The sequence below is a fragment of the Pseudomonas sp. EA_65y_Pfl1_P113 genome (genome assembly GCF_963970525.1).
Taxonomy (GTDB): domain Bacteria; phylum Pseudomonadota; class Gammaproteobacteria; order Pseudomonadales; family Pseudomonadaceae; genus Aquipseudomonas; species Aquipseudomonas tritici.
The window spans coordinates 110883-129960 of record NZ_CAXAQM010000015.1; the positions used below are offsets into that span (position 1 = coordinate 110883).

The 19078-nt window shown below is 61.4% G+C and carries 21 protein-coding genes; 6 read left to right on the forward strand and 15 right to left on the reverse strand.

Annotated features, from left to right (window positions below):
• Positions 1-4 precede the first annotated feature (4 nt).
• Genes AACY52_RS15805 through cpaB form a run of 6 tightly spaced genes read right to left on the reverse strand, consistent with a single transcriptional unit; the run spans position 5 to position 6422 of the window.
• Positions 5-892, reverse strand: a complete 888-nt coding sequence (locus tag AACY52_RS15805; RefSeq protein ID WP_339415781.1) for a type II secretion system F family protein — start codon at positions 890-892, stop codon at positions 5-7.
• A 1-nt stretch (position 893) separates the two neighbouring features.
• The gene (locus tag AACY52_RS15810; RefSeq protein WP_339415782.1) at positions 894-1775 is read right to left on the reverse strand and encodes a type II secretion system F family protein; all 882 of its coding nucleotides are present in this window, start codon (positions 1773-1775) and stop codon (positions 894-896) included.
• Between the two features lie 10 nt (positions 1776-1785).
• Positions 1786-3057, reverse strand: a complete 1272-nt coding sequence (locus AACY52_RS15815; RefSeq protein ID WP_339560605.1) for a CpaF family protein — start codon at positions 3055-3057, stop codon at positions 1786-1788.
• Complete coding sequence (locus tag AACY52_RS15820) at positions 3054-4247, reverse strand: pilus assembly protein (RefSeq protein ID WP_339415784.1); 1194 nt, start codon at positions 4245-4247, stop codon at positions 3054-3056. The genes AACY52_RS15815 and AACY52_RS15820 overlap by 4 nt, the downstream gene beginning before the upstream one ends.
• Positions 4244-5461 (reverse strand): type II and III secretion system protein family protein, encoded by a 1218-nt coding sequence (locus tag AACY52_RS15825; protein WP_339415785.1) that lies wholly within the window; start codon positions 5459-5461, stop codon positions 4244-4246. The genes AACY52_RS15820 and AACY52_RS15825 overlap by 4 nt, the downstream gene beginning before the upstream one ends.
• Positions 5462-5480: 19 nt before the next feature.
• Positions 5481-6422, reverse strand: a complete 942-nt coding sequence (gene cpaB / locus AACY52_RS15830) for a Flp pilus assembly protein CpaB (RefSeq protein WP_339415786.1) — start codon at positions 6420-6422, stop codon at positions 5481-5483.
• Positions 6423-6752: 330 nt separating this feature from the next.
• Between cpaB and AACY52_RS15835 the strand changes: the two genes are divergently transcribed.
• A complete protein-coding gene (locus tag AACY52_RS15835; protein ID WP_339427218.1) occupies positions 6753-6944 on the forward strand; it encodes a Flp family type IVb pilin in 192 nt (63 codons plus the stop codon).
• A 58-nt stretch (positions 6945-7002) separates the two neighbouring features.
• Entirely contained in the window at positions 7003-7404 is a 402-nt protein-coding gene (locus AACY52_RS15840) for a response regulator (RefSeq protein ID WP_339415788.1), read from the forward strand.
• Between the two features lie 2 nt (positions 7405-7406).
• Here the strand turns inward: AACY52_RS15840 and AACY52_RS15845 are convergent, their stop codons facing one another.
• The 3 genes from AACY52_RS15845 to AACY52_RS15855 all read right to left on the reverse strand — a co-directional run bounded on the left by AACY52_RS15845 (position 7407) and on the right by AACY52_RS15855 (position 10109).
• Positions 7407-7538: a hypothetical protein gene (locus tag AACY52_RS15845; protein ID WP_339415789.1), complete on the reverse strand. Its 132-nt coding sequence runs from the start codon at positions 7536-7538 to the stop codon at positions 7407-7409.
• A 376-nt stretch (positions 7539-7914) separates the two neighbouring features.
• Positions 7915-8763 (reverse strand): MaoC/PaaZ C-terminal domain-containing protein, encoded by an 849-nt coding sequence (locus tag AACY52_RS15850; protein ID WP_339560606.1) that lies wholly within the window; start codon positions 8761-8763, stop codon positions 7915-7917.
• A 2-nt stretch (positions 8764-8765) separates the two neighbouring features.
• Positions 8766-10109 (reverse strand): 3-oxoacyl-ACP reductase, encoded by a 1344-nt coding sequence (locus AACY52_RS15855; protein WP_339560607.1) that lies wholly within the window; start codon positions 10107-10109, stop codon positions 8766-8768.
• A 114-nt stretch (positions 10110-10223) separates the two neighbouring features.
• Here AACY52_RS15855 and AACY52_RS15860 point away from each other — a divergent pair, with 114 nt between their 5' ends.
• Both AACY52_RS15860 and AACY52_RS15865 read left to right on the forward strand, forming a co-directional pair.
• Positions 10224-11501 carry an acetyl-CoA C-acetyltransferase gene (locus tag AACY52_RS15860; protein ID WP_339415792.1) on the forward strand — a complete coding sequence of 426 codons (1278 nt, stop codon included), beginning with the start codon at positions 10224-10226 and terminating at the stop codon, positions 11499-11501.
• 134 nt (positions 11502-11635) lie between these two features.
• A complete protein-coding gene (locus AACY52_RS15865; protein WP_339415794.1) occupies positions 11636-12535 on the forward strand; it encodes a PA4780 family RIO1-like protein kinase in 900 nt (299 codons plus the stop codon).
• A gap of 154 nt (positions 12536-12689) precedes the next feature.
• On the opposite strand, the gene cueR is transcribed toward AACY52_RS15865, so the two are convergent.
• The 3 genes from cueR to AACY52_RS15880 form a co-directional block, all read right to left on the reverse strand.
• Positions 12690-13094, reverse strand: coding sequence for a Cu(I)-responsive transcriptional regulator (gene cueR, locus AACY52_RS15870; protein WP_339415796.1), 405 nt, complete (start codon positions 13092-13094; stop codon positions 12690-12692).
• The gene (locus AACY52_RS15875) at positions 13091-15292 is read right to left on the reverse strand and encodes a heavy metal translocating P-type ATPase (protein WP_339427215.1); all 2202 of its coding nucleotides are present in this window, start codon (positions 15290-15292) and stop codon (positions 13091-13093) included. The genes cueR and AACY52_RS15875 overlap by 4 nt, the downstream gene beginning before the upstream one ends.
• Before the next feature lie 66 nt (positions 15293-15358).
• Positions 15359-15739, reverse strand: coding sequence for a hypothetical protein (locus tag AACY52_RS15880; RefSeq protein ID WP_339415800.1), 381 nt, complete (start codon positions 15737-15739; stop codon positions 15359-15361).
• 147 nt (positions 15740-15886) lie between these two features.
• Here AACY52_RS15880 and AACY52_RS15885 point away from each other — a divergent pair, with 147 nt between their 5' ends.
• Together AACY52_RS15885 and AACY52_RS15890 are read left to right on the forward strand one after the other, a co-directional pair.
• Positions 15887-16084, forward strand: coding sequence for a cation transporter (locus tag AACY52_RS15885; protein WP_339506216.1), 198 nt, complete (start codon positions 15887-15889; stop codon positions 16082-16084).
• 85 nt (positions 16085-16169) lie between these two features.
• A complete protein-coding gene (locus tag AACY52_RS15890; RefSeq protein ID WP_339415803.1) occupies positions 16170-17363 on the forward strand; it encodes a Bcr/CflA family multidrug efflux MFS transporter in 1194 nt (397 codons plus the stop codon).
• An 8-nt stretch (positions 17364-17371) separates the two neighbouring features.
• Here AACY52_RS15890 and AACY52_RS15895 read toward each other — a convergent pair whose 3' ends face one another.
• From AACY52_RS15895 to AACY52_RS15905, 3 genes are all read right to left on the reverse strand, one after another.
• A complete protein-coding gene (locus AACY52_RS15895) occupies positions 17372-17554 on the reverse strand; it encodes a hypothetical protein (protein ID WP_339415805.1) in 183 nt (60 codons plus the stop codon).
• Positions 17555-17699: 145 nt separating this feature from the next.
• Positions 17700-18713, reverse strand: coding sequence for a zinc-binding alcohol dehydrogenase family protein (locus AACY52_RS15900; RefSeq protein ID WP_339415807.1), 1014 nt, complete (start codon positions 18711-18713; stop codon positions 17700-17702).
• A 25-nt stretch (positions 18714-18738) separates the two neighbouring features.
• Complete coding sequence (locus AACY52_RS15905; RefSeq protein WP_339415809.1) at positions 18739-19032, reverse strand: putative quinol monooxygenase; 294 nt, start codon at positions 19030-19032, stop codon at positions 18739-18741.
• Between the last annotated feature and the right edge of the window lie 46 nt (positions 19033-19078).

The following is a 19078-nucleotide window of genomic DNA, read 5'->3' on the forward strand; positions in this document are numbered from 1 at the left end:
CTCCTCAAAAGTGATTCAAAGCGCGGGCGATGCCGATAAACGCAGGGCCACCGAGCACGATCAGCAACGCGGGGAACAGAAACACCATCATCACCACTGACATTTTTGCCGACATCTTCGAGATGTATTCCTGCAGGCGAGTCAGGCGTCGGTCGTCGAGCAACTGCTTTAGCGCCAGCAAGGATTTCATCGCGCCGCCGCCCTGATGGATCAATTGCTGCAGGATGATGCAGGTGTCGGTGAATTCATCCACTTCGAGCAAGCGTGCGGTCTTGCCCAGCTCTTCGCTCAGCTCCAGGCCGGAATCGACACGCGCCAGGATCAGCCGCAATTCATGGGTAAGCGCGGGTAGCAGGCGTTCGGCTTCGTTGCCCAGCACGCGCAGCGACTGCTCAATCGCCATGCCCGACTCGAACAGGATGCGCAGCAGCGGAATGAACGTTGAGATTTCTTTGGCGATGGCCTGCTGGCGGTATTTGGCCGCCGCAGCCAGCACGCGTTTTGGCAACAGGTAACCGATGCCCAGCGCAAATATCGGGGCAATCCAGGCAGGGTCTGCATGAGGAAACAGCAGTTGCTGGCCGAGGAGCGTCAGGCCCAGCAGCACGACAGGCAAACCAATCTGGAACGCAGCAAACAGTGAGCGCTGGCTAGCCTTGCGCCAGCCGACCCGGTTGAGCAGGACCTGCGTCTCGTTGTCCAGGCTGACCGAGCGCTGCGCCAGGGTGCTTGCGCCCAATTGACGCATGAGCGTGCCGAACCTTGCATCGCCGCTCATCCGCCCCTGCAAGCGTTCAGCCACCCGGCGCTTGCGACGTCGATTCTCGAGCTCTTGGCCGCCCACCAATACCACGGCTGCGAGCAACAACAAGGCGCAGGCCAGAAGTGCCATCTCAGACACTCCTCAGCATGCGCCACATGATAAAAGTGCCGCCGAGGTCCATGGCCAGCGCGGTGAACAGCATCATGCGCCCCGTGCTGTCGTTCCACATGGTCATCAAATAGCTGGGGTTGACCACCATGAAGTAACCCACGATCAACACGGGCAGGCCGCCCAGCACATAGGCCGTCATGCGCGTTTCGCCGGTCATGGCTTTGAGTTGACGGGCGCCCTGTTCTCGCTCGCGAATCATTTTGATCAGGTTTTCCAGCAGTTCGCTGGCGTTGCCGCCGTAGCGATGGTTGACCTTCAAGCCAAGGGCAAACAGGCGGAATTCGTCCTGTTCGTAGAACTCGGCGAAGTCGCTGACCGAATCCGGCAGGCTGACCCCCATGCGCACGTTGCGCTGCACGCGGCCCATCGCATCCTTGAGTGGGTTTTCAACGCTATCGACGCCGCCCAATATGGCATCGGCCAGGGTTCTGCCGGATTTGAGGCTGCGTACGCTGTGGTCGAGCAACTGCGGCAGTTGCTCGACCATACGCTGCACGCGACGTTGGTAGCGCCAGCTGATGTACATGCGCAAAACCAGCGGCGGTCCCACGATCATCGCGAACAGGCCCAGCCCGTCGGCGAGCAACCCGCCCAACAATGCGCCGATGACCCAGGCGCTCAGCCACAGGCCCAAACGGTCTGTAGGTTTGCCCAGCCCCGCGCGCAGGAACATGCGTTCAAGGCCGGTCCATCGGGTACTCGGCTCCTGGGCCTCGGGCTGGCCATCGCCGAGGCGCTCCAGCACGCGATCCGTCCGGGCCTTGCGCAGGCCATGTTGAAGCAGCCAGAACGACAAGCCGATCAGCAGCAGGCAGACAAGCAGCAACGCCGGTCCAGTCATCACGCGCTCCCTAGGGTGGCAAGGCCGATTCGCGGCGCAGTTTGTCGCCGGCCGGGTTGAGGGCTTCGCGCAAGAAACCAAAGCCGGTGCGCCGATCCAGGCGGAACAGGGTGTTGGTGACATACACGTCATCGCGCACGCCGACCACTTCCACCACCTCGCTCACGCAGCGACGGCCATCGGGCATGCGCGTCAGCTGGATGATCACGTCCAGCGCGGCGCAGATCATCTGCCGCAAGGTTTTTTCCGCGATCACGCGGCCGGTCAGGCCCACCAGGGTTTCCAGGCGCAGCAACGCATCCTGGGCATTGTTGGCGTGTACCGTGCTCATGGAACCGTCGTGACCGGTGTTCATCGCGGTCATTACGTCGAGCACTTCCACACCACGAATTTCCCCGAGAATGATGCGGTCCGGGCGCATCCGCAACGCGTTGCGGATCAGGTCGCTGGACCTGACCTCGCCGTGTCCCTCAGCGTTGGGCGGACGGGTTTCCAGGCGGACCACGTGCGGGTGGCCCAATTGCAGCTCGGCAACGTCTTCGATCGTTACCAGGCGCTCGTGGGGGTTGATCAACTGACTGAGGATATTCAGCAAAGTGGTCTTGCCGGTACCCGTACCGCCGCTGATCAGGATGTTGCAGCGCCTGCCCACGGCCTCCTGGAAGAACCCGAAAATGCTCTGGTCGATAGTCTGCATGGCGACCAGATCGCTGCTCTTGAGCATGTCTTTACGAAACTTTCGAATCGACAGGCACGGGCCGTCCAGGGCAATCGGCGGGATGATCGCGTTCACCCGGCTGCCGTCGGGCAAGCGTGCGTCCACCATCGGCGAGGACTCATCCAGGCGCCGGCCCAGCGGCGCAAGGATACGTTGCATCACGCGTTCCACGTGGTGGTCGTCGATGAAGCGCAAGTCACTCTGGTGCAGCAGGCCATCACGTTCGATAAACACCCGGTGCGGCCCGTTGACCAGGATTTCGGTGACCGATGGGTCGCGCAACAGCACTTCCAGTGGGCCGAAACCGGTGAGTTCGTCGACTATCTCTTCGGCCAGGCGCTCTATCTCATAGCGCGAAATCGCCAGGCGCATGCGCGTGATGTATTCCGAAACCTTGTCGATGACAAGTTGCGCCAGCGACTGGCGCGTGCCTTCGAGCAGGTTTTTGCCCGACTCCTCGATGGCGTCGATGATGTAGCGATGCAGCACCAGTTTCAGCCCATCGTGATCGCTGTTGCCGCTGACGCTGCGGGCCGGGCCGCCAAACAGTTTTTCGCCGCTCATCGTCCCGACCCCAGGATGCGTTCAAACCAGCGCATTGAGGGCTTTGCAAGGCCCTCGGAGCGTTTTGCCAGGCGCTCGCCCAAGGTGCGTACGGCTTGGGTCAGGGGTTCACGTGGGGCCAGGGCGAACAGGGTCTGGCCTTGGTTTTTCACGTTCAGGCGCAGCTCAGCGCTCAGGGGCAGCACGGCGACGCATTCAAGGCCGTAGCTTTTTTCCAGGGCGTCGGTGTCCGGCGCACAGGCCTTGATGTAGCGGTCGATCACCAGCTTGGCGTGATCAAGCTTCATGCCTTTTTCGCGCCAGCGGCTTATCACCGCGAGGTTGCGGCGACAGTCCAGTACGCTCTGGTCGGTGCACCACAGCAGCTTGTCGCAATGGCTGACAAAGGTGCGCAGCGCTTCACTGTCTGGCTGCCCGGTGATGTTCACGACGATGTGCTGGAAGTGTTGGCGCAGAGCGCTGAGCAACATGTACAGCTCGGCGGCGCTGGTCAGTTTGAGTGGCTCGTCACCGGTGGCGTACGCCAGGATGCGCAGGCCATCCAGGGCGGTGGTAAACGCACTGTTGATCAACGTGGTATCAAGGCGGCGTAAATGCCGCAACGCATCACCGAAATTGAACGTACTCTCCAGGCCCAGCAAGGCCAGGCTGTCGCTGCGTGGCAGGCCCAGGTCGAGCAGTAAGGTCTGCTGCCCGCTTTTCTGCACGACCAAGGCCAGGTGGGTTGCCAGTATTGCGCCGTCAGCGTTGCTCTGAGTGCCAAACAGTACGGTCAACCCACCCAGCTGTGCATTGTGGGCGACGGCTGGCAGGCGCTTGCTCAGGCGACGCACCAGCCCCGCCACTTCGCTGGAACGCGAGCCGTAGGCTATGAAGTCGCGGGCACCGGCGCGCATGGCGTTGAGTACCAGTTGGTTGTCCATGCCATCGCCGAGGGCGACCGCGGCGAGCATCGGCTTGGCTTCCAGGGCACCTTCGATGAGCGCGCTCTGGGCCACGACGTTTTCTCGGTCGAGGCCGACGAACACCAGATTGGCGAACGTCACGTCCACCAGCGCCAGCAGTTCGTCCAGGCTGCCGGTGCCGGCACTGACGACTTGGCCAAGGGGCGCAAGGGCACCCTGCAGCCACTCCAGGTCGGTGGTGTTGCGCGTGATGGCGAGGAAGGTCTGGTTCAGGCTATCGCTCATTGGGAAAGTCCACTGCGACGGTCGAAATTACCGTTTTCCAGGAAGAACAGCCGGTACCAGTTCGGGTCGTAGCTGCGCAATTTTTCACCAGGCAGCGACGGCAGTTGGGCGTTGGCGGCCAACGGCTGCACCAGGTGCGGCGTGACGATCATCAGCAGTTCTTTTTCTTCGCGGCTGATGTTTGAGTCGCGGAAAAATGCCCCGAGGATCGGGATATCGCCCAGCCCGGGGAACTTGCTGACGGTGGAGCGATTATTGGTACTGATCAGGCCGCTGATCACGAAACTTTCGCCATCGGCCAGGGACACGCTGGTGTCGGTTCGGCGCACCGTCAGGGCAGGCACCTGGATGCCTTGGATCTGCACAGCGTTGCTGTAGTCCAGCTCACTGACTTCCGGCGCGACCTTGAGGGTGATGCGGTTACGGTCAATGACGGTGGGGGTCAGGGTCAGGCGAATGCCGAACTCCTTGTATTCGATGGAGATGGTGTCGCTGCCGGCGCTGGGCACCGGGACCGGCACCTCGCCGCCGGCCAGGAAGGAGGCGCTCTGACCGCTCATGGCCACCAGGCTCGGGCGCGCCAAGGTGTAAGCGAAACCGCTGCGTTCGAGGGCGTTGATCATCGCCGAGACCCGGCCACCGCCAAAGCCAATATTGAAGTTGGTGCTGCTGATAGCCAGGGCCTGGGTGGTGGTGGTCGGAAACAGCAAGTTAGGGCTGCCGAAGAACGCATTCTTGGCGGTGCCGAGGATGGTCGTACTGGCTTCCTTGAGCTTGGAGCGGCTGACTTCCACAAAGCGGATATCGGTCTGCACCTGGCTGGGCAGCAGTGGGTCTTCCGATGGCGACAGCGACAGGCTGGTCAGCGCCGAGGTGGCCTTGCCCTTGACGAACACCATGCTCTGGCGCGGCGCGCTGGCACAGGCGGTCCACACCATCAGGCTGGTGGCGCCACTGGTGACGCCGGTCAGCAGGAAGTTACGGTCGCCGTTGACGCGCACATCGGCAATTTTCGGGTCGCCGATTGCCAGGCGCGTGATCGCCACCGGCGACTGCAGCTCTTGTTGCAGGCCTTCTCCCACCTCGACCACGGCCGGCAGTTGGCCCAGGGTGCTGCAGTTGCCCGGCGCCGCCAAGGCCATGCCGACCGGAAAGATCGACAGCATCAAGGCCCAAGCCATTTGCGTGAACATGGGTGCGTAGCGATGGCTCATTCAAGGCATCCTTGCTCTATCACGGAGTTTGTGGCGCCGCTTGGGCACCGCGAATCACTTCAATGCCACGGCGCACGCTAGGCTCACCACCGGCCGGCGCGATTCTTTTTGGCGGGCCGGTCAGGGCTAATTGGGTGAATTGGTAAAGGTCGCGGTTGGCGCTTTCGAGTTTTTCCGGCGCGTCGTTTTCGCCGGCCCAGTAGCGGCTGAGCAGTTGCTCCTCGGCGCTGCGTACGGCCAGGCGCAAGGTGCCGGCTTGCGCCGCGAGCATCAGGCGGCTTAATAAAGGCTCCGGCACGGCCAGCACCACGGTGCGTGCGGCGGCGCGGCGTTGGGCGGCTTGGGCGCGCTCTTCGACCGTGGCCGGCGGTGGCACTGCGGGCTGGCCATCGTTGGCCAAACCCAACTGGTCGCCGACACTGAGTAGGCGCATCGCCGGAAGTGCGACCTGGGCCGATTGCTCGGTGTTGCTGGCATCCTGGCGCAGGAACAGCAACACATCTACGTAATCCCCGGGGGTCAACTGGCCGCCCGCGCCGATCACCTCATCCACCGCGACGGCCAGCGCGCGTTCGTTGGGACGAATCATGCGCGCCAGCGGGCCACCGCCGCTGAAGCTGTCCTCGGTGAGCCAGATGCCTGCGCCCAGGGCGCGCAGCGGCATGCGGCCGATGGCCTGGTCGAGCTGGGTGAGGCTGCCGGCGGGCACTGTACGCAGTTTTTCCACCGCCAGGTCGGCGGCGGTCAGCGGAATAAAGGCGGGCACGTCATGCACCAGGACCACTACCGGTTGGCGGGTCTGGTCTTCAGCGGCGGCGGCGGTGTTTTCCACGGAAACGACAGGTGCGGTGGGGACTGCGACAGGATCCGGTGCGCGGCTCAAAACAAGCCCCCAGTACCCGGCGAACAATGCCCCGATCAGCAACAAGCCGGCCAGGACCATGCTGATGCGACTGTTCATGACGGCTCTCCCTTCCCGTTGCACTGCATGCCCGTCTAATCCAAACGAGTTAATCCGCAACCTGGCTGTGATGAACATCTAACGAATTGGCTATTTGAAGGTAGCTCAGCTAGGACAAAAAGCCATTAACCCAGGAAAAATTTATCGGTCCTTTGAACCTTGCCTTTTAAACCCTACGTTCATGGCGCCAACGTTGCGACTAATACTTTGTGATTAATCCGTTCTTACAGTTGTGAGTCTGAGGTTTGTTGACAATGCTTTAGTGGCACGCCGCGATCATCTGGTAATAGAGCCCTTCCGGCTTTCAGTGGCGTTTTAGGGAGAAGTATTATGTTCCTTGACTTGGTGTTGAAACTTTATGTCCAGACGCACTTGTTTTTTCAACGCAAAGACGGCGCGTCGGGTATTGAATACGCGATTATCGTGGCCATGGTTGCACTGGTGATCGTCGGTGCAGGTACAGGACTTGGAACTAAGATCAAGTCCATCTTTGATAGCGTCGCGACTAAAATGACGACTTGATAGCCTGCTGAAAAATGTGGGGAACCCTCATTAAAGTTCTTTCTATCCAGGTACAGCCATGAGCGCCGCCTCTTCTTCCCGCCAACAAATTCTTTTGGTAGATGATGAAGAGGACGCCCTGATCGAACTCGCCGAGTCCCTCGAAAACGAGGGGTTTGTCTGTTTAACCGCCAACTCCGTCACCTTCGCCCTGCAAGAATTGACACTCCATCCCGACATCGCCCTGGTCATCACCGACCTGCGTATGCCCGAGGAAAGTGGCATTTCCTTGATCAAGCGCCTGCGCGAACACACCTCACGTTCTCATCTGCCCGTGATTGTGATGTCGGGCCACGCCGAAATGGATGATGTGAGCGACATGCTGCGGCTGCACGTGCTGGACCTGTTCCGCAAGCCGATCTACCTGGTGCGGCTGATCGACACGTTGAACAACTTGTTTCCCCTTCCCAATGCTCACTAAAGTCAGAGCTGATAGCCGAAGCTTAACGAGTAGCGCGGCCGCCGATCGAAGCTGTCCAGCGCTACGTCGGACATCGGCTTGGCGACTTCCAACGCGATGTTGTAGCACTTGGCGCTGCCAAAGCGCAGCCCCACCGCTGCAGCCGCCGAGTGCCAGTGCTACTGCCAGGGCCAGCGCGGTACTTGCTTTCCAAAACACGATTTGAGTGTTCATGATTGAGTTCCTTGCACCTGTACAACCTTAGTTGTCTTCAAACGCTCGCTATGTCTTGGGGCAGCGATGCGTTTGTCCGTGTGGCTATAACCGCCCAGACGGTGCTCTCTCAGTTATCTACTGGGTATTAACGATTTTTATACCGCAGCAATGTGCCGGTTAAGCGACTAGTGCCAAGGGTTTAGAGGGGGGTGTATCAAGATATATATGTTTTTGAAATCAATCAGTTGAATAAAAAAGCGGACTTGAAAAGCCCGCTAATACTTAAGGTGTGTATATACAATTAATCAGTTTGTTTCAGGTGATCGGTCGCCATTTACCTACCATGTGTTCAATGTCGCCAGCGCCTTTCAACCACCACTCACCGCTGGAACCGGCGGCGCTGGCTAATAACGTCACATCACCGGGCAGGCGCACGGGTTTCTTGAACTCGACGTCTATCTCGATATTGGCGGCGGGCAGGTGTTCGCTGAGGGCGGCGAGGGTGCGCGCCTTGTTCCATAACCCATGAGCGATGGCCTGGGGGAAGCCAAACAGCTTGGCGGTCAGGGCGCTGAGGTGAATCGGGTTGTAGTCGCCGGAGACCCGCGCATAACGGCGGCCGATGTCGGCAGGGGCTTTCCAGCGGGTCAGTTCATTGACCTGGGTCGGGCAAGGCTCGGCGTGTTCCTCTGCGTGACCTTCCAGTTTCACGCCTCGGCACAGCATGCGGCTCTCAGCTTCCCAGAGCAGGCCGAGGGAGTCCTCCACGCTGGTCACTAATTCAAACGTCGCGCCTTTGGGATGGGGCTTGAGGTTCTGGGTGTGCACGCTGATGGACAGCTCGCTGACGCCGCCGAGAGGACGGTGAATGCGGATGCGATTATTCAGGTGAATCAACCCCAGCAGTGGGAAGGGAAAGTTGCTGTCCGTCAGCAACTGCATCTGCAAACCAAACGCCAGGATATGCGGATAAGTCGCCGGCAGAATCGGGCTGTCGGTAAAGCCACAGACTTTGCGATACGCCGCCACATGGTTAGGGTCGATGCTCACCCGACAGCGCAACCCCTGTTCGGGCAGGGTGCTACCGGTAATCTTGCGCTTGAGCGCTGCGCGCCAATACAGCGGCGGCAGAAACGGTGTAGCGCCTAATGTCTTCCATTGCATGCCTATGCTCCCAGGAGACTTTGCCCACACACCCGCAGCGCTTGCCCGCTGACCGCACCGGAACCCGGTTGGCCAAGCCAGGCCACCGCTTCGGCGACGTCTTGCGGCAAGCCACCCTGGCCCAGCGAACTCATGCGCCGCCCGGCCTCACGCAGCGCGAACGGAATATGCGCCGTCATCTGGGTTTCGATAAAACCGGGGGCCACGGCATTAATGGTGATGCCGCGTTCCTTGAGCAGTGGCGCCCAGGCTTGCGCGAGGCCGATCAACCCGGCCTTGCTCGCGGCATAGTTGGTTTGCCCACGGTTACCGGCGATACCGCTGATCGATGCCAGCAGCACCACGCGGGCGTTGTCGTGCAGGGTGCCGCTGTCGAGCAGAGCCTTGGTCAATACTTGCGGTGCGTTAAGGTTGACTGCCAGCACCGCGTCCCAGTATTCCGGGGTCATATTCGCCAGGGTTTTATCGCGGGTGATACCGGCGTTGTGCACCAGAATGTCGAGGCCATCGGGCAGTTGTTCGATCAATTGGCTGGCGGCGCCTTCGGCGCAGATATCCAGCACCACGGTGCGGGCGCCCAGGCGCGCGGCCAGGGCTTCTAGGTCGGCCTTGGCCTGCGGCACGTCGAGCAGGATGACCTCGGCGCCGTCGCGGGCCAGGGTTTCAGCGATGGACGCGCCAATGCCTCGGGCGGCGCCGGTGACCAGCGCTTTGCGCCCGGCCAGTGGTCGCGTCCAGTCCTCAACGGGTGTGACGCAGGCTTGCAGGCGAATCACCTGGCCGGAGATATACGCACTTTTCGGCGAGAGGAAAAAGCGCAGCGCGCCTTCCAGTTGGTCTTCGGCACCCTCGCCGACGTAGAGCAATTGCAACACGCCGCCATTGCGCAACTCTTTGGCCAACGAGCGGCTGAAACCTTCCAGGGCACGCTGGGCGCTGGCGGCGAAAGGATCGCGGAGGCTCTCCGGCGCGCGGCCGAGGATCACCACGTGGGCGCTGTTATCCAGGTTTTTCAGCACCGGCTGGAAGAACTCGCGCAGTTGCTTGAGGGTGTCGGTGTGCTGCAGATCGCTGGCATCGAATACCACGGCCTTGAGTTTGGGGCCATGGCCGGGAATCCACGTCGAGGTCTCGCTGCCGTAGGTGTAGATAGCGTCGGTGAGTTTGTGCGCAAACGCCTGCACGTTGGTTGCCAGTGCTCCACCGCCCAGCAGCAACGCGCCTTCGACCGGACGCAGGCGCCCGGCTTGCCAGCGTTCCAGGCGTACCGGTGACGGCAGGCCAATGGCGGCGACCAGGCGATGGCCGAGGCTTGAGTTGGCGAAGTCGATATAACGGTCAGACATGGAACGCTCTCCGAAGGCTGGGGTTCAAAGGGTTGACCACCCCGGGGTGGCAGTCGTTCGATTGAGCCTAGGCTAGGCTTGATGATTCCACCCACAACCATCAGGGAGCTTTCCATGACTCAATTGCGCCGTGTAGCGATCATTGGCGGTAACCGCATTCCTTTCGCTCGCTCCAATGGCCCGTATGCCACCGCGAGCAACCAGGCGATGCTGACGGCTGCGCTGGAAGGCCTGATCGAACGCTACAACCTGCACGGCCTGCGCATGGGCGAAGTGGCGGCGGGCGCGGTGCTCAAGCATTCGCGCGACTTCAACCTCACCCGCGAATGTGTGCTGGGCTCGCGCTTGTCGCCGCAGACACCGGCCTATGACATTCAACAGGCCTGCGGCACCGGGCTGGAAGCCGCATTACTGGTGGCCAACAAGATTGCCCTGGGCCAGATCGAATGCGCGATTGCCGGCGGGGTGGACACCACTTCCGACGCGCCCATCGGTGTAAATGAGGGCCTGCGCAAGATTCTGCTGCAAGCCAACCGCAGCAAATCCATGGCGGATAAATTAAAAGTCCTGTTACAACTTCGTCCCCATCACCTCAAGCCCGAACTGCCACGTAATGGCGAGCCGCGCACAGGCCTGTCCATGGGCCAACATTGCGAATTGATGGCGCAGACGTGGCAGATTCCCCGCGCCGAACAGGACCAGTTGGCCCTGGAAAGCCACCAGAAAATGGCGGCCGCCTACGCTGAAGGCTGGCACAACGATCTACTCACACCGTTCCTGGGCCTGACCCGCGACAACAACCTGCGCCCCGACCTGACCCTGGAAAAACTCGCCGCGCTTAAACCCGCCTTCGAACGCAGCGAAAAGGGCACGCTGACTGCCGGCAACTCCACGCCCCTCACGGACGGCGCGTCGCTGGTGCTGCTGGGCAGTGAAGCCTGGGCCCAAGAGCGCGGTTTGCCGATCCTGGCGTATCTGCGCGATGGTGAAGCGGCGGCGGTGGATTTCGTCAACGGCGCCGAAGGCCTGCTGATGGCGCCGGTATATGCCGTGCCGCGGCTGCTGGCGAGGAATGGCCTGACGCTGCAAGACTTCGATTACTACGAGATCCACGAAGCCTTCGCTGCCCAGGTTTTGTGCACACTCAAGGCCTGGGAAGATGCGGACTATTGCAAGACGCGCCTTGGGCTTGACGCGCCGTTGGGGTCCATCGACCGCAGCCGGCTTAATGTAAAAGGCAGTTCCCTGGCCGCCGGACATCCGTTTGCCGCCACAGGTGGGCGTATCGTCGCCAATCTGGCCAAGTTGCTCGACGCAGCAGGTAAGGGGCGTGGCCTGATTTCGATCTGTGCCGCCGGCGGTCAAGGCGTGACGGCGATCATCGAGCGTTGATTGCGCCGCAAATTGGCATATAGGATGCATTCTGAAGGGGTCAGAGGTCGGTAGCCTCTCCCACCGGCGAGCCGATTGCCGTATAACGAGTGCCACACGCGTGTTTGGTAATACAGGACCCACAATAAAAGCTGATGAAGACTCCTAAACGCATTGAACCCCTGATCGAAGACGGTCTGGTCGACGAAGTGCTGCGCCCACTCATGAGTGGTAAAGAAGCAGCTGTTTATGTGGTGCGCTGCGGCAACGAATTGCGTTGCGCCAAGGTTTACAAGGAGGCGAACAAACGAAGTTTTCGTCAAGCGTCCGAATACCAGGAAGGCCGTAAGGTCCGTAACAGCCGCCAGGCCCGGGCCATGGCCAAGGGCTCCAAGTTCGGCAAGAAAGAAACCGAAGATGCCTGGCAGAATGCCGAAGTGGCGGCGTTGTTCCGCTTGGCCGGCGCGGGCGTTCGCGTGCCCAAGCCTTACGACTTCCTGGAAGGCGTGCTGTTGATGGAACTGGTGGCCGACGAGTATGGCGACGCCGCGCCACGTCTCAACGACGTCACGCTGGATCCGGACCAGGCGCGCGAATATCACGCCTTCCTGATCTCGCAGATCGTGCTGATGTTGTGTACCGGCCTGGTGCACGGTGACTTGTCCGAGTTCAACGTACTGCTGACGCCAACCGGCCCGGTGATCATCGACCTGCCCCAGGCGGTGGATGCGGCGGGCAACAACCACGCGTTCAGCATGCTGGAGCGGGACGTGGGCAACATGGCGTCCTACTTCGGTCGCTATGCCCCGGAGTTGAAGACGACCAAGTACGCCAAGGAAATGTGGGCGCTGTACGAAGCCGGCACCTTGCACCCGGCCAGCACCTTGACTGGCGAGTTCGACGAGCCGGAAGAGTTGGCGGACGTGGGCGGCGTGATCCGCGAAATCGAAGCGGCGCGGCTGGATGATGAACGTCGTCAGGCGATTCGCGCGGCGGATGATGAGCCGCAGAGCAAAGTGTCGGACGAGCCACCGCCACCGCCGTGGATGCAGTAGTCAGAGCAACTGCGATCCAATGTGGGGCTTGTGTGGGAGCTGGCTTGCCTGCGATAGCATCAACTCGGTGTGACTGACATACCGAGGTGTCTGCATCGCGGGCAAGCCCGGCTCCCACACAAGCCCACATTCGGTTTGTGTTCCGTCAGATGAATCAGCCGGCGCAGCAACTACCCGACGCCAACTCCTTGAGTATCGGACAATCCGGCCGATGATCGCCCTGGCAGTGCTCCACCAGATCCTGCAACGTATCGCGCAGTTGCCCCAACTCCAGAATTTTCTGGTTCAGCGCTTCGATATGTTGGCGCGCCAGCGCCTTCACGTCGGCGCTGGCGCGTTGCCGGTCCTGCCACAGGGTCAGCAACTTGCCGACCTCCTCCAATGAAAACCCCAAATCCCGCGAACGCTTGATAAACGCCAGGGTGTGCAAGTCATCCTGGCCGTACACACGATAGCCACTGTCGGTGCGGTGGGCGGCTTTGAGCAGGCCGATGGATTCGTAATAGCGAATCATCTTGGCGCTGAGCCCGGTCTGGCGTGCGGCTTGGCCTATGTTCATGGGCGTTGATCCTCCAAGTGCTCCGGTTTCCAAGTCTTCAACAGCAAGGCATTACTCACCACACTGACGCTCGACAGGGCCATCGCCGCGCCGGCCAGTACCGGGTTGAGCAGGCCGAACGCTGCCAGAGGAATGCCAATCAAGTTATACACAAAGGCCCAGAACAGGTTCTGGCGGATTTTTGCGTAGGTCTTGCGGCTGATCTCCAGCGCGGCCGGCACCAGGCGCGGATCGCCGCGCATCAGGGTGATACCGGCCGCGTGCATGGCCACGTCGGTACCACCGCCCATGGCGATGCCGATATCGGCGGCGGCGAGGGCCGGGGCGTCGTTGATGCCGTCGCCGACCATCGCGACGACGTCGGTTTTCTTCAGTTCGGCGACGGCGGCGGCTTTGTAGGCGGGCAGCACTTCGGCATGCACATCATCGATGCCCAGAGCCTCGGCGACCACGCGGGCGCTGCCGCGATTGTCACCGGTGAGCAAATGACTGCTGATGTGCTGGGCCTTGAGTTGCTGCACAGCCTCCAGCGCACCGGGCTTGAGGGTATCGCCAAACGCGAACAGCCCCAGCACACGCGGTTGCGCACCTTGCTCTATCAACCAGGACAAGGTACGCCCCTCGGCTTCCCACGCCTTGGCGGAGTCGGCAAGGTCGCCCATGCGCAAGCCGCTTTCTTCCAGCAGCCGACGATTGCCCAAGGCCAGCGGTTGCCCCTCAAGAGTGCCGGCGATACCGCGCCCGGTCAGGGATTGGCTGGCGCTCACGTCGGGCACGTTCAAGCCTTGTTCATGGCACGCATCCAGCACGGCCTTGGCCAACGGGTGTTCGCTGCCGCGTTGCAACGCGCCGGCTTGTTGCAGCAGCAGCGCTTCATTGCCATCCACTGCCGCCAAGTGGGCGATTTTCGGCGTGCCGGAGGTGAGGGTGCCGGTCTTGTCAAAGACCACGGCGCTGACTTCATGGGCGCGTTCCAGGGCTTCGGCGTCCTTGATCAGGATGCCGTGGCGTGCAGCGACGCCTGTACCGGCCATGATCGCGGTGGGAGTGGCCAGGCCCAGGGCGCACGGGCAGGCGATCACCAGCACCGCTACGGCATTGATGATCGCGGTCTCCAGGGACGCGCCATACAGCCACCAGCCGACCAAGGTGACAGAGGCCAACACCAGCACGGCAGGGACGAACACCTGGCTGACTTTATCCACCAGTTTCTGGATCGGGGCCTTGGCGGCTTGTGCGTCTTCCACCAGGCGGATGATCCGCGCCAGCACGCTTTCGGCGCCGAGCGCCAGCGTGCGCACCAACAGGCGGCCTTCACCGTTGATGGCGCCGCCGGTGACGTTGTCGCCGGGCTGCTTGGGCACCGGCAGGCTTTCGCCGCTGATCAAGGCTTCATCGGCATGGCTTTGACCGTCCACCACTTCGCCATCCACCGGGAAGCGTTCGCCGGGTTTGACCAGCACCAGGTCATTGAGCTTCAACGCGGTGATGGCGACGTCTTCTTCGCGACCGTCGAGCACCCGAATCGCCCGTTCGGGACGCAGGGCTTCCAGGGCGCGGATGGCGCTGGCGGTCTGGCGTTTGGCGCGGCTCTCCAGGTATTTACCCAGCAGCACCAGCGCGATCACCACCGCCGAAGCTTCGAAGTACAGGTGCGGCGTCATGCCTGGGTGAGCCGTGAGCCATTCATAAATGCTCAGGCCGTAACCGGCGCTGGTGCCGATGGCCACCAGCAGGTCCATATTGCCAGCGCCGGCCCGCACGGCTTTCCAGGCAGCGATGTAGAAGCGTGCGCCAAAGATGAATTGCACCGGTGTGGCGAGCGCGAACTGTCCCCAGGCGGGCAGCATCCAGTGCAGGCCGAAAGGTTCCACCAGCATGGGCAGCACCAACGGCAGTGCCAGCAGGATCGCCAGCAGCAACGCCCAACGCTCGCGATGCAGGCGCTGGGCTTGATTGGCTTCGGTGGCCGTTTCGCTTTGGGGCAGGGTGGCGCTGTAGCCGGCCTTGTCGACGGCGGCGATCAGCACGCTGGCGTCCATTTGGCCAAGCACTTCAACATGGGCACGTTCGTTGGCCAGGTTGACGCTGACGCTTTGCACCCCCGGCACTTTGCCCAGCGCGCGCTCGACCCGGCCGGCACAGCTGGCGCAGGTCATGCCGCTGATGGGCAGGTCAAAGGTGGTGGATCCATTCATGGGGCAGTCCTCCAGGAGAAGTTGCCCCTAGGATCAACCTTGACCTGTGGGGAAGGTCAAGCGCCGTTAATATTCCAGGGCGGCAGGCTTGAGGTACATGCCGTCCGCGCCTTGGGCGATACGCAATTTGCGCACGTCACCGGCCTTGAGCGTGATGTTTTGCGCGGGTGGCGCGAGCAGGCCCGGCAGGCACCCTGGGGATTGGCCCGGTAGCAGTTTCAAGCGCAACGACAGGTTGCCCGCCGGCAGGTTGAACGACGTGGCTTGCTCCTGGAACAACCGGCCCGCCAGTTGATCATTCAGGTACAGGCCGATCTCGCAGTTGGTCGGCACTTCCAGGCGCTCCCGGGAAATAATCAGCACCGCATAGTCTTCCGCGGCAAGGGCCTGGGGCGCAGCGGCAGACAAGCTCATCAGGCCGGCAAGGGCAAAAAAAGACCAGCGCATGGCGAATGCTCCGTGGTTTGAATCGAAGAGGGGTGAAGCTTGGCCTTTGAAGCCGCCAAATACCAGCCCGGCAGAAGTTTTCAGAACTTGACCTTGCCATCGTGGCAAGGTCGAGACTGGGCCCAACCTCATCAAAGGAGTCATGTCATGCAAGTATTCAGCGTTGAAGGAATGACCTGCGGCCATTGCATTCGGGCGGTGACCCAGGCGGTGCATAGCCAGGACCCGGCGGCCAGCGTAAAGGTCGACCTGGCTGCAAAGGAGGTCGGCGTCGAAAGCCGCCTGTGCGCAGAGCAAGTGATCAGCCTGATCACGGAAGAGGGCTACAGCGCCAAGCTTGCCTGACGGGTAAAAATAGTTAGCGAGCTATCGTGTTCAATGCACCCAAGCGCGGCTAGACTATCGGGCTGCCGTCTGACTTGGGTGCCCGATGAACCTTCGCATAATCCTGATTCTGGGTGCCTTGAGCGCCTTCGCGCCGTTGGCGATCGATTTTTACCTGCCGGGTTTCCCGGCGATGGCCCAGGCCTTTGCGACGGATGAAAAACACATCCAGCTGACTCTGGCGGTGTATTTCGCTGGCCTGGCCATCGGCCAATTGATCTATGGCCCACTCGCGGACCGCTTTGGTCGACGCGGCCCGCTGCTCAGTGGTGTCACCCTGTTTACGCTGGCCTCCTTTGCCTGCGCTTTCGCGCCGTCCTTGGAATGGCTGATCGGCGCGCGTTTCGTGCAGGCCCTCGGTGGCTGCGCCGGCATGGTGATTTCCCGCGCGGTGGTCAGCGATAAATGCGATGCGGTGGGCTCGGCCAAAGTGTTTTCTCAATTGATGCTGGTCACCGGCCTGGCGCCGATCCTCGCGCCACTGGCTGGCGGGCTGATGGTGGGATTGTGGGGCTGGCAGTCGATTTTCCTGGCGCTGTCGATCTTCAGCGTGATGGCGGCAATCGCTGTGGCGATCGGGCTGCCGGAAACCTTTCCGGCCCATCAGCCGCGCCAGCCGTTGTCCGGGTCGTTACGTCGCTACGGTTCGCTGTTGTCCGATCGGGTTTACCTGGGTTACGCGCTCACCGGCGGTATTTCGATTGCCGGGATGTTTGCCTACATTGCCGGTTCACCGTTCGTGTTTATCCAACTCTACGGCGTGCCTGCCGAGCATTACGGCTGGCTGTTTGGCTCCAATGCCGCAGGCTTTATCCTGGTGGCACAGGTGAATGCGCGGTTGCTGGCCAAACGTGGCCCGTCCTACCTGCTGTCGCGCAGTGTGTGGGTCTACCTGTTGGCGGCGCTGACGCTGCTCGGCATCGCGGCCTTACGCACCGATGCGCTGTGGCCATTGCTGGTGCCGCTGTTTATCTGCATCGCGAGCCTGGGCTGCATTTTGCCCAATACCTCGGCGTGCGCCATGAGCGGGCAGGGTGCACGCGCCGGTAGCGCGTCGGCGCTGCTCGGTTGCATTCAGTTTGGCGTGGCGGCGGGCGCTGCCTCATTAGTGGGTGTGCTGCACGACGGCACGGCGATGCCGATGGCCATCGTCATCAGCGTGTGCGGTGTATTGGCGGTAACGATTGCGATGTCGACCCAGCGCCTGCAACGGGCGAGGGCCGAGCAGGCGCAGGGCTGAAGCGCGTATCAGCCAGCGGCGGAGCGTTGCTGGCCGTTCGGAAAGCGGTGGGGGGCTTGGATACGGGTTTGCAGGGTGTCGGCAAACGCACGGGCTTCGGCCTCGGTGCGGAAGGTGAACGCGTCGCCGTCGAGACGAACCTGCCATTTATTGCCTGCGGATTTTGCTAACGCTTTTATCAGGATCTTCATTGCTGACTTCCTCACGTAAAAGAATCGTGGCAAAGGCGGCCAATATAAACCCGAATACGTTCACAAATATGACAAAGATCAACTCTCAGACTAGCGGTGTCGTCCATTACTCACAGGAGTAACGGACAACACTGACAGACGTTTTTCAGAACCCTTCCAGTACGATCTTTCCCTTGGCCTTGCCGCTTTCCAGCAGCGCATGGGCACGCCGCAGGTTTGCCGCATTAATCACACCAAAGTGTTCACCCACTGTGGTTTTCAGGGTGCCTGCATCAATCAGTTCGGCCACGCGATTGAGCAGGTTGTGCTGTTCGATCATGTCCGGGGTTTCGAACATCGAGCGCGTGTACATGAACTCCCAATGCAGTGACAGGCTCTTGCGCTTGAGCTTACTGACGTCCAGTGCCTTGGGATCGTCGATCAGCGCCAGCTTGCCCTGGGGTTGCAGGGCTTCGACCAACTGGTCCAGGTGATGGTCAGTCTGGGTCAGGCTGGCGACGTGGGTCACTTGCGGGTGGCCAGCTGCTTTCAGCGCTTCGCTCAACGGTTGGCTGTGATCGATCACCAGGTCGGCGCCGAGGGCCTTGGCCCATTCCTGGGTTTCCGGGCGCGAAGCGGTGCCGATCACTTTCAAGGCGGTGAGCCGGCTGGCCAATTGGGTCAGGATCGATCCTACGCCACCAGCGGCGCCAACGATCAGCAGGCTCTGGCCTTCATCCTGTTTGCCTTCACGCACTTGCAGGCGTTCGAACAGCAGTTCCCAGGCGGTGATGGCGGTCAGTGGCAGGGCGGCAGCTTCGGCAAAACCCAGGCTTTTCGGCATGTGCCCGACGATGCGTTCGTCCACGGTGTGCAATTCGCTGTTGCCGCCGGGACGCACCAGAGAACCGGCGTAGAACACGTTGTCACCGACGTTGAACAGCGTCACGTCACTGCCGACAGCCTTGACCACCCCGGCCACGTCCCAGCCCAACACCTTGGCGGTGCCGTTTTCCGGGGCGACGTTCTGGCGCACTTTGGTGTCCACCGGGTTGACCGAGATGGCTTTGACGTCCACCAGCAGGTCACGCGGGCCGGCGACGGGCGCTGGCAACTCGATGTCTTGCAGAGCGTTCGGATCGTTGATCGGCAGCGAGGCGTAGTAGGCAATGGCTTTCATGATGGCTCCAGGAAAAGGGCGATGATCAGGCAAGAAACTTCAGGCGCTTGAGGTCGAAGTGTTCGATCACATCAGCGGCCTTGGCGCGAAAGTTCTGGATGTGCGCGCTCTGGTCGTGGTCGGCCAGCGCTGCGTCGTCGCTCCAGCGTTCGAGCATGTAGAAGGTTTCGGGATGCTGCAGGTCCTGGTGCAGGTCGTACTGCTCACAACCAGCCTCAAGGCGGGTGGGTTCCAGCAGGCCGCGCAGCAAGGTTTCCAGGGTGGCCTGCTGGCCGGGTTTGGCGATCAGCGTGGCGATGACGTTAAAGGCAGTGGACATATTCAACTCCAGACACGTAATGAACGGGATGCACGGATGATTGGCT

What these genes read in the sequence shown, in the direction of transcription:
- cpaB (WP_339415786.1), bottom strand. Translation starts at nt 6,422, where the DNA reads ATGAACAGTCGCATCAGCATGGTCCTGGCCGGCTTGTTGCTGATCGGG.
- AACY52_RS15840 (WP_339415788.1), top strand. Translation starts at nt 7,003, where the DNA reads ATGAGCGCCGCCTCTTCTTCCCGCCAACAAATTCTTTTGGTAGATGAT.
- AACY52_RS15810 (WP_339415782.1), bottom strand. Translation starts at nt 1,775, where the DNA reads ATGACTGGACCGGCGTTGCTGCTTGTCTGCCTGCTGCTGATCGGCTTG.
- AACY52_RS15875 (WP_339427215.1), bottom strand. Translation starts at nt 15,292, where the DNA reads ATGAATGGATCCACCACCTTTGACCTGCCCATCAGCGGCATGACCTGC.
- AACY52_RS15865 (WP_339415794.1), top strand. Translation starts at nt 11,636, where the DNA reads ATGAAGACTCCTAAACGCATTGAACCCCTGATCGAAGACGGTCTGGTC.
- AACY52_RS15815 (WP_339560605.1), bottom strand. Translation starts at nt 3,057, where the DNA reads ATGAGCGGCGAAAAACTGTTTGGCGGCCCGGCCCGCAGCGTCAGCGGC.
- AACY52_RS15860 (WP_339415792.1), top strand. Translation starts at nt 10,224, where the DNA reads ATGACTCAATTGCGCCGTGTAGCGATCATTGGCGGTAACCGCATTCCT.
- AACY52_RS15885 (WP_339506216.1), top strand. Translation starts at nt 15,887, where the DNA reads ATGCAAGTATTCAGCGTTGAAGGAATGACCTGCGGCCATTGCATTCGG.
- cueR (WP_339415796.1), bottom strand. Translation starts at nt 13,094, where the DNA reads ATGAACATAGGCCAAGCCGCACGCCAGACCGGGCTCAGCGCCAAGATG.
- AACY52_RS15880 (WP_339415800.1), bottom strand. Translation starts at nt 15,739, where the DNA reads ATGCGCTGGTCTTTTTTTGCCCTTGCCGGCCTGATGAGCTTGTCTGCC.
- AACY52_RS15805 (WP_339415781.1), bottom strand. Translation starts at nt 892, where the DNA reads ATGGCACTTCTGGCCTGCGCCTTGTTGTTGCTCGCAGCCGTGGTATTG.
- AACY52_RS15835 (WP_339427218.1), top strand. Translation starts at nt 6,753, where the DNA reads ATGTTCCTTGACTTGGTGTTGAAACTTTATGTCCAGACGCACTTGTTT.
- AACY52_RS15895 (WP_339415805.1), bottom strand. Translation starts at nt 17,554, where the DNA reads ATGAAGATCCTGATAAAAGCGTTAGCAAAATCCGCAGGCAATAAATGG.
- AACY52_RS15820 (WP_339415784.1), bottom strand. Translation starts at nt 4,247, where the DNA reads ATGAGCGATAGCCTGAACCAGACCTTCCTCGCCATCACGCGCAACACC.
- AACY52_RS15905 (WP_339415809.1), bottom strand. Translation starts at nt 19,032, where the DNA reads ATGTCCACTGCCTTTAACGTCATCGCCACGCTGATCGCCAAACCCGGC.
- AACY52_RS15825 (WP_339415785.1), bottom strand. Translation starts at nt 5,461, where the DNA reads ATGAGCCATCGCTACGCACCCATGTTCACGCAAATGGCTTGGGCCTTG.
- AACY52_RS15855 (WP_339560607.1), bottom strand. Translation starts at nt 10,109, where the DNA reads ATGTCTGACCGTTATATCGACTTCGCCAACTCAAGCCTCGGCCATCGC.
- AACY52_RS15900 (WP_339415807.1), bottom strand. Translation starts at nt 18,713, where the DNA reads ATGAAAGCCATTGCCTACTACGCCTCGCTGCCGATCAACGATCCGAAC.
- AACY52_RS15890 (WP_339415803.1), top strand. Translation starts at nt 16,170, where the DNA reads ATGAACCTTCGCATAATCCTGATTCTGGGTGCCTTGAGCGCCTTCGCG.
- AACY52_RS15850 (WP_339560606.1), bottom strand. Translation starts at nt 8,763, where the DNA reads ATGCAATGGAAGACATTAGGCGCTACACCGTTTCTGCCGCCGCTGTAT.